The sequence below is a fragment of the Mycobacterium arosiense ATCC BAA-1401 = DSM 45069 genome (assembly GCF_002086125.1).
In the GTDB taxonomy this organism is placed as follows: domain Bacteria; phylum Actinomycetota; class Actinomycetes; order Mycobacteriales; family Mycobacteriaceae; genus Mycobacterium; species Mycobacterium arosiense.
This window is the reverse complement of sequence record NZ_MVHG01000002.1, coordinates 135,158-147,392: the sequence shown is the minus strand read 5'-3', so window position 1 is coordinate 147,392 and position 12,235 is coordinate 135,158. Positions and strand designations below refer to the sequence as shown.

Sequence of the window (12,235 nt, the reverse complement as noted above, 5' to 3'; positions counted from 1 at the left end):
GGCACCACGCCCGCCCAATGGGGCAGCGTCAGGTCCTCAGGATCGTCCGCGGGCGGGCCACTGCGTACCTTCGCCGACACCTCGACGAGGTCGAGCGGGTGCACGTTCGGTTGCGGCTCGGGCCGGGCTGGGTGAGCCACATCCTGCAGCGGCTGACCGTCGGCTTGTGGTCCGATCCGGTGGCGGGGGAGCTGGTCGCGACCGCCGAGCGGCACTACGCCAACAGCCGATTCCGGATGCGCACGCCGGCGGGCATCCGCATCACGATCTCCGACCTGAGCGCCGGCGAGATCGACCCACTCGCCGACGCGGTCGCCCGCGCGGTGCGCCCGGCCGGCCGGGCCATCGTGTAGCTCACGCGCCCTCGTCGCCGTTGGCGCCGGGCCCGGGACCGCTCCACAACAGCTCGATGCTGGGATAGGGCGGCATGTCGTGGCGCACGGTGTGCCGGCCCGACGGCGGCTTCGTGGCGCGGTGGCTCGGCTTGCGCCGGCAGATGCGTCGCAGTGGGTGACCGGATTCGGATTGATTCATGGCCGCATCATCGGGGGTTGCCCCGCACCGCCGCCATTCAGTTGTCCACAGCCCGCTCAGATCGCCAGGATGGCGAACGAATGGCCTTGCAACACGGTGCCGTCGGCGTCCGCGGCCGGCTCGTCCCACGCCAGCACCACGTCACCGCTGACCGGGACCTGCACCTGTTCGGCGCCCAGGTTGCACACGATGCGCAACCGCCCGCGCGAAACGGTGATCCAGCCCTGACCCTCGTCGTAGTCGACGGTCAGGTTTTGCAACCAGGGGTCGGCCAGGTCGGGGTGGTCGCGCCGCAACGCGATCAGGTCGCGGTAGAGGCGGTGCAGCCGCGCGTGCTCGCCGGTGTCGACCTCGGCCCAATTCAACTTGGAGTTGGTGAACGTCTGCGGGTCCTGCGGGTCGGGAATCTCGTCGGCGTCCCAGCCGTGTTCGGCGAATTCGGCCTTGCGTCCCTCGGCGGTCGCCTTCGCCAGTTCCGGTTCGGGGTGCGAGCTGAAGAACTGGAACGGGGTCGACGCCGCATACTCCTCACCCATGAAAAGCATGGTGGTGTAAGGAGACCCGAGGACCAGGGCGGCTTTGATCGCCAGCTGGCCACCAGTCAGGTTCTGCGACGGCCGGTCACCCAGGGCCCGGTTGCCGACCTGATCGTGCGTGCAGGTGTAGGCGACCAGCCGGGTGGCCGGGATGCCGGATTTCGCGCTGGTGTCCAACGGGCGGCCGTGGCGGCGACGCCGGAACGACGAATAGGTGGCGGCGTGAAAGAAGCCGTGGCGCAGCGTCTGGTCCAGGGTGGCCAGGCTGCCGAAGTCGGCGTAGTAGCCCTGGCGCTCGCCGGAGACCGCGGTGTGGATGGCGTGATGAATGTCGTCGGCCCACTGCCCGGTCAGGCCGTAGCCGCCGCGCTCGCGCGGGGTGATCAGCCGTGGGTCGTTCAGGTCGCTCTCGGCGATCAGCGACAGCGGGCGTCCCAATTGCTGTGCCAGCCAATCCGTTTCGGTCGCGAGTTCCTCGAGAATATGGATTGCGGTGGTGTCCACCAGTGCGTGGACGGCGTCCAGGCGCAGTCCGTCGGCATGGAAATCGCGCATCCAGCGCAGCGCGCAGCCGATGATGTAGCGGCGCACCTCGTCGGAGTCGGCGTCGGCGATGTTGATGCCCTCGCCCCACGGGTTGCTCGCCGAGGACAGGTAGGGCCCGTAGCGCGGCAGGTAGTTGCCCGACGGGCCGAGGTGGTTGAAGACCGCATCGATCAACACCCCCAAACCCTTGGCGTGGCAGGCGTCGACGAAGCGCACCAGCCCGTCGGGGCCGCCGTAGGGTTCGTGCACGCTATACCACAGCACGCCGTCGTATCCCCAACCATGAGTGCCGGCAAAGGAATTCACCGGCATCAGCTCGACGAAGTCCACGCCGAGGTCGACCAGGTAGTCCAGCTTGTCGATGGCGGCGTCGAAGGTGCCGGCCTCGGTGAACGTGCCCAGGTGCAGCTCGTAGATCACCGCGCCCTCGACGGGGCGCCCGGCCCAGGCTGTATCGGTCCACCTCGCGGCGGCCGGGTCCCACAATTGCGAGCGGGCGTGCACGCCCTCGGGCTGGCGCGGTGACCGCGGGTCGGGCAGCACGGTGGGGTCGTCGTCGAGCAGATAGCCGTAGCGGGCGTCCGGCGCGGTGTCCACGCTCGCATGCCACCAGCCGTCGGCCGAACGCGTCATGGCGTGCGTCCGGCCGTCGACGTCGAGGCGAACCAGCGCGGGCTTGGGCGCCCAGAGCCGGAATTCAGTCATGGTGGCGCTCCAGCAGTGTGACGGGCAGGTCGGCGAACAGCTGCGCCGCCGACGTGGGGCCGTCGGCGATCGCGCCGGTGAGCGCGTCCTTCCAGGTTCCGTCGGGAAGCGGCAAAACCGTGTTACCCCAGCCCTTTTCGGCCAGCCGCACGGTCCAGCGGGTCACCGCCACCACGATGTCCTCGCCCCGGCGGAACGCCACCACGTGATCGCCGGCATCGCCATCGGCCAGGATCGGGACGTACTCGCCGCGCAGGAAGGTGTCCGGATGGTGACGGCGCACCCGAAGCGCCGTCGTGACGACCCGGATCTTTGGATGCTTCAACTCCGTCAGGGCACGGCGGCGCGCCGCGTAGTCGACGGCCCGGCGATTGTCGGGGTCCACCAGGCTGTCGTCCCACAGCTCGGTGCCCTGGTACACGTCGGGAATCCCGGGTACGGTCAGCGCCAAGAGCTTCTGGGCCAGCGCGTCGCTGGCGGCATGCGGATTGAGTTGGGCGACAAGCTCGGTCAGCTGGCCGGCCACCGGGCCGTCGAGCACGCCGTCCAGCCACCGGTGTACCGCGTCCTCGAATTCGGTGTCCGGGTCGTTCCACGAGGTATGCCAGGCCGCTTCGCGGATGGCCTTCTCGGCGTAGGCGTGCAGCCGGTCGCGCAGCTCGGCGGTGACCTCGCCGTTGACGGGCCATACGCCGAAGATGTTCTGCCACAGAAACTGTCCGGTCGCCGGATCGGGCGAGGGCGAGGCCTTCTCCCAGCGGGCGAGGAACTCGGTCCATAGCGACGGCACCTGGGACAGCACCGAGATGCGGGCCCGCACGTCCTCGCCTCGCTTGGTGTCATGGGTGGTCAGCGTCGTCATGGTCTGCGGCCACAACCGTGCCCGGGTAGCGGCGCTGTGGTGAAACTCGGCCGCGCCGACACCGAAGCGGTGCGGCTCGCCGCCCACCTCGTTCAGCGAGACCAGCCGGGCGTCGCGGTAGAACAAGCAGTCCTCGACGGCCTTAGCGGTGACGGCCCCGCAGAGCTGCTGCAGGCGCGTGGCCGGCTCGTCGTCGCGGGCCAGCGCCGCGGCCAGCACTTGCAGGGCGGGCCCCAACTCCGGTGTGGCCGCCTGGGTTTCGGCCAGCGCGGTGGGCAGCAGCGCGACCAGGCCGGGGTAGTCGCAGCGGTACACCCCGATGTGCGTGAGCAGCGCGGCCACCGCCTCGGGCAGCTGCGGGTGGTCGACGCCGGCCGCGGCGACGATGCTGCGGCGCAACCGACGCAGCTCACTGGCCAAGGTGTCGGTGGCCGACCGGATCTTAAGGTCCACCAGCATGTCGGGCATCGCCCGGTAGTCCACCCCGGCGGAATCCACCAGCGCGGTCAGCGCGGGTGCGCCCTCCGGATCCACCAGCACGCCCCCGATTTCGCGCAGCACGTCGTAACCGGTGGTGCCGCCGACCGGCAGGGTCGGCTCGAGCGCCTCGTCGACGGCCAGGATCTTCTCGATCACGATCCAGGCTTCCGGGCCGGTCAATTCGCGCAGCCACGCGAGGTATCCGCAGGGATTCGACAGGCCGTCGGGGTGGTCGATGCGGATGCCGTCGACCAGTCCCTCGGTGAACCACCGGCCGACCTCGGCGTGGGTGGCGTCGAAGACCGCGCGGTCCTCCTGACGCAGACCGGCCAGCGAGGTGATCGAGAAGAAGCGACGGTAGCCGCACACGCCGTTTCGCCAGCCGACCAGGCGGTAGTGCTGGCGGTCGTGCACCTGCGCGCCGGTGCCCGCCGTGGTGCCGGGCGCGATCGGCAGCGCCAGATCGCCCAGCCGCAGCAGGTCCCCGTCGACGGTGAGGTCGGCGACGTCGTCGTCGGAACCCAAAACCGGCAACACGATGCGGCCGTCCTCGTCGAGGTCCCAGTCGATGTCGAAATACGTTGCGTAGGGCGAGGAACGGCCGTTGCGCAGCACGTCCCACCACCACGGGTTCTGTTGGGGCACGTCGATGCCCACGTGGTTTGGCACGATGTCGACGATCAGCCCCATGCCGCGCTCTCGCGCCGCCGCCGACAATCGCGCCAGGCCTTCGTGGCCGCCGATCTCGGGGGACACCGTCGTCGGGTCGGTGACGTCGTAGCCATGGCTGGATCCCGCCGCCGCGGTCATGATCGGGGACAGATACAGGTGCGATACCCCGAGGTCGTTGAGGTAGTCCAGCAGGTTTTCCGTGTCGGCGAAGGTGAACGCGAACCCACTGGATTCACCACGCAGTTGCAGCCGGTAGGTGGAGATGACGGGTAAAGCCATGCGTCACTGCGTCTTACGCAATACGAGCAGCGAGCGGGACGGCAGCGACACCTTCTCCTCGGCGGTCACCACCTGGTCGGCCCCTTCTTTGCGGCCCGTCGGTTCGTTAGTGTCCAGTTCCACGGTCCACTCTCTCGCGTAGTCACTGCTCGGTGTCGCGAACTCCACCGACTCTTCACCGGCGTTGAAACACAGCAGGAACGAGTCGTCGATGACCCGTTCGCCGCGCGCGTTGGGTGCGCTGATGGCCTCGCCGTTGAGGAACACCGCCACGCACTTGTGAATGCTTTCGCCCCAGTCCTCGTGCGTCATCTCGCGGCTACTCGGGTTCAGCCAGGCGATATCGCGCACCTCGTCGCCGCTGCGGATCGGCTCGCCCTCAAAGAACCGGCGCCGCCGAAACACCGGATGGCGCTTGCGCAGCGTGGTCACCCTGCGGGCGAAGGCCAGCAGGTCGGCGTTCTTGTCGACCAAAGACCAGTCCATCCACGACAATTCGGAGTCCTGGCAGTACACGTTGTTGTTGCCGTTCTGGGTGCGGCCGAACTCGTCACCGTGGGCGATCATCGGCGTGCCCTGGCTGAGCATCAGCGTCGCCCAGAAGTTGCGCATCTGACGGTAGCGCAGCTCGGTGATGTCGGGGTCATCGGTGGGGCCTTCGACACCGCAGTTCCACGATCGGTTATGGCTTTCGCCATCCCGGTTGTCCTCCCCGTTGGCCAGGTTGTGCTTCTCGTTGTAGGACACCAGGTCGTTCAGGGTGAACCCGTCGTGCGCGGTGACGAAGTTGATGCTGGCGCTGGGCCGCCGGCCGGTCGCCTCATACAGGTCCGACGACCCGGTCAGCCGGGAAGCGAACTCGCCCAGGGTTGCGGGCTCGCCCCGCCAATAATCGCGCACAGTATCGCGATACTTCCCGTTCCACTCGGTCCACAAACCCGGGAAGTTTCCGACCTGATAACCGCCCTCCCCGACGTCCCACGGCTCGGCGATCAATTTGACCTGGCTGACGATCGGGTCCTGCTGCACCAGATCGAAAAAGGCGCTCAACCGGTCGACGTCGTGCAGCTCGCGGGCCAGCGTGGCGGCCAGATCGAAGCGGAACCCGTCGACGTGCATCTCGGTCACCCAGTACCGCAACGAGTCCATGATCAGCTGCAGCACGTGCGGGTGGCGAGGGTTCAGGCTGTTGCCGGTGCCCGTGTAGTCCTTGTACAGCCGCGGGTCGGTGTCGACGAGCCGGTAGTAGGCGGCGTTGTCGATGCCGCGGAAATTGATCGTCGGACCCAGGTGGTTGCCCTCGGCGGTGTGGTTGTACACCACGTCGAGGATCACCTCGATGCCGGCCTCGTGGAAGCTGCGCACCATCGACTTGAACTCCGCGACGCTGGCGGTGCGATTGGCCGCGTACTGATTGTGCGGCGCGAAATAGCCGAAAGTGTTGTAGCCCCAGTAGTTTCGCAGGCCCAGGTCGAGCAGCCGAGAGTCGTGCATGAATTGGTGCACCGGCATCAGCTCGATGGCCGTGACCCGCAGCGAGTGCAGGTGGTCGATGACCGCCGGGTGGGCCAGCCCGGCATAGGTGCCCCGAAGCTCCTCGGGCACGCTCGGATGCGTTTGCGTCATCCCTTTGACGTGGGCCTCGTAGATGACGGTCTCGTGATACGGCGTCAACGGCGCGCGGTCGGATCCCCAGTCGAAGAACGGATTGCTCACCACGCTGGTCATGGTGTGCCCCAGCGAATCGACCATCGGCGGAATCCCCGGGTCGAGCCCGTCGGCGTTGGGGCCGTTCGGATCGACGGCCTTCAGGTCGTAGGAGAACAGCGCCTGACCGAAGGTGAAGTCGCCGTGAAAAGCCTTGCCGTACGGGTCGAGCAACAGCTTGCTGGGGTCACACCGGTGACCTGCCGCCGGGTCGAAGGGGCCGTAAACGCGAAAGCCGTAACGCTGGCCGGGGGTGATGTTCGGCAGGTACGCGTGCCAGACGAATCCGTCCACCTCGTCCAAGGGAATCCGCGACTCGCCGTCGTGCTCGTCGATCAGGCACAGCTCGACCTTCTCGGCGATTTCGGAGAACAACGAGAAGTTGGTTCCCGCGCCATCGTAGGAGGCGCCGAGCGGATACGAATTTCCCGGCCACACGGTGGCGAGCTTGGGCTGGTGGTTACCGCCTGATTCTGAAGCGGGACTGTTGGTTGACACCTAACGACCTTATCCGCGCGCGGTTGCGCCCACGCGCTTAGCGGCCGGGAGGAAGGCGGGTCACCACCAGCCGGTGGCCTCGGCGATCTGACGGCCCAATTCGGGCGCCATGGTCCGCACGTAGGTGGGCGAGAGGTGGTGGGCGCCGTGATAGATCAGGATGTTTCCCTCGACCGGGCGGCACACCTCGGCGCGGCAGATCGCGTCGGACATGTCGAGCACCTTGAGCTGCGGGAACTGCGTGACGAAGTCGAGCGTCTGGTTGCGGTCGGAGAGCATGTCGGAACGCTTGATCGCGCACGATCGCGGGGTGCCGCCCCGTTTGGCAAGGCAGTCCGCCGGGTCGAACGGTTGGCCGTTCTTCACCAGCCACGGCGTGTCGCGCATCCCGAGGATTGGAATGTTGTTGTCGGACAACGTCTGCCAGATGCCGATATAAGTGGCGGGCATCACATCGCCGGACTTGATGTTCCACGGCCGGGTGGTGGTGGTGAACACGTAGTCGGGCCGGTCGGTGACGAGTTTGGTCATTGTCCGCTGCACCCACTCGCGGCATTGCGGGTAGGGGGCGTTGTTGCCCATGATCAGCGGGACCTGCTCGGTCGAGAGCGGGCAGCCCATCTTCAGATACGTCACGACTTTGAAGTGGTGCAGCTTGCCCAGGATGTCCAGCGCGGGCAGCCAGTGTTCGGCGTGCGACCCGCCCGCCAGCGCGATGGTCCGGCCGGCGCTCGCGTCACCGTAGGTGCAGGTGACCACCGCGGGGTTGACGAAGTCGCTGATGCAGCCGTCCCGCGTCGAGGCGGGCAGGTCCTGTTTGACCTCTAAAACGGTGGGCCGCATGGGCAGTGCGGGCACCCGCACGCCTTCGGTGAGGGCGCGAGCGCCGGGATAGTCCTGCGGGTTCAGGACGCTGAGCTCCTTGCCGGCCGATCGCAGGACGGTGACGTGTTGACGCCAGGTGAACGAGGTCGCCGTCAGGGTCACGCCCAGCAGAACGATGGCCGATCCCAGCGCCATCGTCGGCCGGGCCAGGCGCGTCGACCAGGGAGTCGCCGGCGCCCGCGCGGCGGCCGGCTTCGAGGACGCCCGGTAGCGCAGCGGATCCTCGACGAGCCGGTTGGTCAGATAGGCCAGCACCCCGGACACCAACAGCAGCAGCGCGCCTTCGACGACGCCGGCGTGCTTGTGGCCGCTGTAGGACAGCCAGAAGATGAGCAGCGGCCAGTGCCACAGGTAGAGCGCGTACGCCATGGCGCCCAGCTCGACCAGCGGCCGCGTCGCAAGCAGCCGATTCGGCAACGGCAGCCGGCCACCGCCACCACCCTGCAGGTTGGCTCCGACCAGGATCATCAGCATGGCGGCGCCGACCGGCACCAGCGCCCACGGGCCGGGGAACTCCTGCACTCCGTTGATCAGTGCCCCGCAAGACAGCACCGCGCCGAGCGCGACCGTGGCCAGCACCGTGCGCAACCACATCGGCCAGCGGACGCGGGTCACCAGCGCGCCGACCAGCGCGCCCAGCAGCAACTCCCAGCCCCGCGCGAAGCTGTCGTAGTAGGAGGCCGGCTGGCCCTGCCGGTGGGCGACGATCGCATAAACGAACGAGGCGGCCGTCAACGCCGACAGGACCACCACGAGCGCGATCCGCAGCCGGGGCGGCCGCCGGAACAGCAAGGCCAGGCCGGCGATCAACAGCAGGAAGCTGACGTAGAACTGGCCCTGCACCGACATCGACCAGATGTGCTGCAACGGGCTGACGGCCTCGCCCGCCCGCAGGTAGTCCGAGGCGGTGTTGGCCAGCTCCCAGTTCTGGTAGTAGCCGAGGCTGGCCAGGCTCTGGTCGGCGAAGGTCTCCCAGCGGGTCTCCGGTTGCACCATGATGGTCAGCACCGCGCACCCGGCCAGCACCACCACCAGCGCGGGAACCAGCCGACGGACGAGCCGAACCACCTCGGCCACCGGCGACAGCGTTACCGCCGGGTTCAGCGCGGCGCGAATGATCTTGCCGCCGAAGAAGAATCCGGACAGCGCCAGGAACACGTCCACGCCGCCGGAGACCCGGCCGAACCAGATATGGAACACGGCGACCAGCGCAATGGCGATGCCGCGCAGGCCGTCGAGGTCGTACCGATAGAACCGCCGCGACCCCGTTCCAAGCGCTCCCGGGGTGCCCGGATCGGTGGTGGCGTCCGGTGCGGGAAGCGGTGGCGGCGTCGGCATGATCGCCAGTCAATTTACCGAAAACCCGCCACCGGCTCGCGACAGCTCGCGGCGGGGCGGCTGCTCAGCGGGTCGCTGAAAGCATCCGCCCCGGGCGGCGGGGAAGCGGGTGGCGGGCGTCGGACGGCCAACGACCGGCCCGGAAATTACCTGCCGAGGCCGACGCCGGTCGGCTGCAACGGCGGCTGCTGTGCCGGCAGCTGCACCGGCGCCTGCTGGTACGGCGACTGCTGTGCCGGGGCCTGCTGTGTCGGCGCCTGTTGCAGCGGTGCCTGCTGGGTGGGCGACTGTTGCGGGGGCTGCTGGTATGGCGACTGCTGTGCCGGGGCCTGCTGTGCCGGGGCCTGCTGTGTCGGCGCCTGCTGCAGCGGTGCCTGCTGGGTGGGCGACTGTTGCGGGGGCTGCTGGTATGGCGACTGCTGTGCCGGGGCCTGCTGTGTCGGCGCCTGTTGCAGCGGTGCCTGCTGGGTGGGCAGCTGCTGCGGTGCCTGTTGCGGCGGTGCCTGTTGCGCCGGCGTGGCGCCGAGCACCCGGACCATGTACGGCGTCATGCCGTTGGTGCGCACCGGGGAGACCTGCACGACGTCGCCGACCTCGAGCATCTGGTTGTTGCCCAGATACATCGCCACGCTCTGGGTGCCCTCGGGGCCGTAGAAGATCAGGTCACCCTTGCGGGCCTGCTGCGGCAGGATCTTTTGTCCGACCCGGTAGATCGCGCCCGAGGACCGCGGCAGCTTGATGCCGGCGCCGGCGTACGCGTACTGCATCAGCCCGGAGGCGTCGAAACCGACGGTGTTGATGCCGGGTCCGGTGCCGCGGGTGGGGCCGTTGATGCCGCCACCGGCCCAGGAGAACGGCACACCGCGCTGCGACAGACCGCGGGCGATCACCACGTCGGTGGCCTGCTGATAGTCCGTCGACCTGGCGCCCGGGTCGGCGGTCGCGATGGTGGGAACCACCATCGGCGCCCCGAGCAGGGCCAAACCGATCGCGAAGGCGTAGATGCGTTTCATGTTTCTGGCCTTTCCCTGGCCTCTCCAGGCGGTCAATGGGCCTCGACGCGGTGACCTCGCGCGTCCGCCCCCGGTTCATGGAACCGAGCGAGGGCCTCCACGCTGGGACCGACGCCGTCCATGGCACTTGCGAAGTGAATCAGCGGTCGCCCGCTGGATTCACATCAGTCACACAAGCCACTTTGACAACAGATGGTGTTAGCCGCCAGGTCCACGCGGGATTTTTTGTCGTACCGTGACCGGACGGTGACAGGCGCACCGAATTCCGTAAGCGCAGTTGTTATTTCGATCTCAGCCGGCGACCGAAAAGCACGCCGGAGCCGACGGGGCGATCAGAGCCAATAGCGTTCGCTGAAAATCGTCAGCAGCGACCCGGCTACCGAGCTGACCATGACCAGCACCAGCGCCAGCACCGGCCAGAAGGACATGTACCAGCCCTTCAGGATCGAGACGACGGGTCCGATGACGGCGGCGGTGAGGGCCGCGCCGAGACCGCCCCACACCACCGGGTGGATGTACAAATCCAGCCCGTAGGGGACGGGGCCGCAGGTCTCGTCCTCGCAGACATTCGCCAGGAAGCCGAACAGCCGGGTCGGCCAGGTGGTCGCCGTGGCCAGCACGCCGAGCAGGACCAAAAGCGTGACCGTGCAGACGATGTCCCAGGGCGCCACCCGCACCCGAAGCACCCGGGGCGCCTCGTCGTCGTAGTCCACCAGCGGGTAGTGGGTGTCCCTGGACCAGCCGGGGCCGGCCTCGGGTCCCGGCGCTGCGCCGTCGGACTGCTGCGACATGGCCATGCTGTCCCATGCTTCCCGACGTCGGGGTTTTGCGCGAATCGGCTGCTTTACCCTCGATCACTATGCCCGCGGCGAAGGCCGGGCTGACGCCCGAGCAGATCAGCGCGATCGACGCCGCGCACCTGTGGCACCCCTACAGCACCATCGGCGCCGAATCCGTCGCTCCCGTGGTCGCGGTCGGTGCCCGGGGCGCCTGGCTCACCTTGATCCGCGACGGCGAGCCGATCGAGGCGCTCGACGCCATGAGCTCCTGGTGGACCGCCATCCACGGGCACGGCCACCCGGTGCTGGACGCCGCCCTCACGGCCCAGCTCGGCGCCATGAACCACGTCATGTTCGGCGGCCTGACTCACGAACCCGCGGCGCGGCTGGCCCGGCTGCTGGTGGACATCACCCCGGCGGGGCTGCAGACGGTGTTCTTCAGCGACTCCGGCTCGGTGTCGGTGGAGGTGGCGGTGAAGATGGCGCTGCAGTACTGGCGCAGCCGCGACCGGCCCGCCAAGCACCGGCTGATGACCTGGCGCGGCGGCTACCACGGCGACACCTTCACCCCGATGAGCGTCTGCGACCCCGACGGCGGCATGCACTCGCTGTGGACCGACATCCTGGCCCGGCAGGTGTTCGCCCCGCAGGTGCCCCGCGACTTCGACCCCGGCTACAGCGCGGCGTTCGAGGACCAACTGGCCGGGCACGCCGGCGAGCTGGCCGCCGTCATCGTCGAGCCCGTCGTCCAGGGCGCCGGCGGCATGCGCTTCCACGACCCGCAATACCTGCGCGACCTGCGCGACATCTGCCGGCGGCACGACGTACTGCTCATCTTCGACGAGATCGCCACCGGCTTCGGGCGCACCGGCGAGCTCTTCGCGGCCGACCACGCCGGGGTGAGCCCGGACATCATGTGCGTCGGCAAGGCGCTGACCGGGGGATACCTCACCCTGGCCGCCACCTTGTGCACCGCCGACATCGCCCACACCATCAGTGCGGGTGACCCCGGAGCGCTGATGCACGGCCCCACGTTCATGGCCAACGCGCTGGCCTGTGCGGTGTCGGTGGCCAGCGTCGAGGTGCTGCTCGGACAGGACTGGCGGTCGCGGGTCGCCGAGATCGGCGCCGGCCTGGCGGCCGGACTCGAGCCGGCCCGGGCGCTGCCCGGCGTGCGCGACGTGCGGGTGCGCGGCGCCATCGGCGTCATCGAATGCGAGCGGCCGGTCGACCTGGCCGTCGCCACCCCGGCGGCCCTGGACCATGGCGTCTGGCTGCGCCCATTTCGCAACCTGGTCTACGCCATGCCGCCCTACATCTGCACGCCCGGCGAGATCGCCCAGATCACCGCGGCGATGGTCGAGGTCGCCACGCGTGCCGGCTCTCGTAGGCTCTAGGGCG

9 protein-coding genes are annotated in these 12,235 nt (G+C 68.6%); 2 read left to right on the top strand and 7 right to left on the bottom strand.

Features of this window, described 5'->3' with window-relative positions:
- Positions 1 to 17 precede the first annotated feature (17 nt).
- Complete coding sequence (locus BST14_RS01620; RefSeq protein ID WP_169926027.1) at positions 18 to 353, top strand: hypothetical protein; 336 nt, start codon at positions 18 to 20, stop codon at positions 351 to 353.
- Position 354: 1 nt separating this feature from the next.
- Here the strand turns inward: BST14_RS01620 and BST14_RS01615 are convergent, their stop codons facing one another.
- The 7 genes from BST14_RS01615 to BST14_RS01585 all read right to left on the bottom strand — a co-directional run bounded on the left by BST14_RS01615 (position 355) and on the right by BST14_RS01585 (position 10,852).
- Positions 355 to 534: a hypothetical protein gene (locus tag BST14_RS01615; RefSeq protein WP_083062846.1), complete on the bottom strand. Its 180-nt coding sequence runs from the start codon at positions 532 to 534 to the stop codon at positions 355 to 357.
- A 56-nt stretch (positions 535 to 590) separates the two neighbouring features.
- Complete coding sequence (treZ, locus tag BST14_RS01610) at positions 591 to 2,321, bottom strand: malto-oligosyltrehalose trehalohydrolase (RefSeq protein ID WP_083062845.1); 1,731 nt, start codon at positions 2,319 to 2,321, stop codon at positions 591 to 593.
- Entirely contained in the window at positions 2,314 to 4,614 is a 2,301-nt protein-coding gene (treY, locus tag BST14_RS01605) for a malto-oligosyltrehalose synthase (RefSeq protein WP_083062844.1), read from the bottom strand. The genes treZ and treY overlap by 8 nt, the downstream gene beginning before the upstream one ends.
- A gap of 3 nt (positions 4,615 to 4,617) precedes the next feature.
- Positions 4,618 to 6,819 (bottom strand): glycogen debranching protein GlgX, encoded by a 2,202-nt coding sequence (gene glgX, locus BST14_RS01600; protein ID WP_083062843.1) that lies wholly within the window; start codon positions 6,817 to 6,819, stop codon positions 4,618 to 4,620.
- A gap of 60 nt (positions 6,820 to 6,879) precedes the next feature.
- Positions 6,880 to 9,042: an acetyltransferase SucT gene (gene sucT / locus BST14_RS01595; protein ID WP_083062842.1), complete on the bottom strand. Its 2,163-nt coding sequence runs from the start codon at positions 9,040 to 9,042 to the stop codon at positions 6,880 to 6,882.
- Between the two features lie 146 nt (positions 9,043 to 9,188).
- A complete protein-coding gene (ripD, locus tag BST14_RS01590; protein WP_083062841.1) occupies positions 9,189 to 10,055 on the bottom strand; it encodes an NlpC/P60 family peptidoglycan-binding protein RipD in 867 nt (288 codons plus the stop codon).
- A 332-nt stretch (positions 10,056 to 10,387) separates the two neighbouring features.
- Positions 10,388 to 10,852, bottom strand: coding sequence for a hypothetical protein (locus tag BST14_RS01585; protein ID WP_083062840.1), 465 nt, complete (start codon positions 10,850 to 10,852; stop codon positions 10,388 to 10,390).
- A gap of 62 nt (positions 10,853 to 10,914) precedes the next feature.
- Here BST14_RS01585 and BST14_RS01580 point away from each other — a divergent pair, with 62 nt between their 5' ends.
- Positions 10,915 to 12,231 carry an adenosylmethionine--8-amino-7-oxononanoate transaminase gene (locus tag BST14_RS01580; protein WP_083062839.1) on the top strand — a complete coding sequence of 439 codons (1,317 nt, stop codon included), beginning with the start codon at positions 10,915 to 10,917 and terminating at the stop codon, positions 12,229 to 12,231.
- Positions 12,232 to 12,235: the final 4 nt, after the last annotated feature.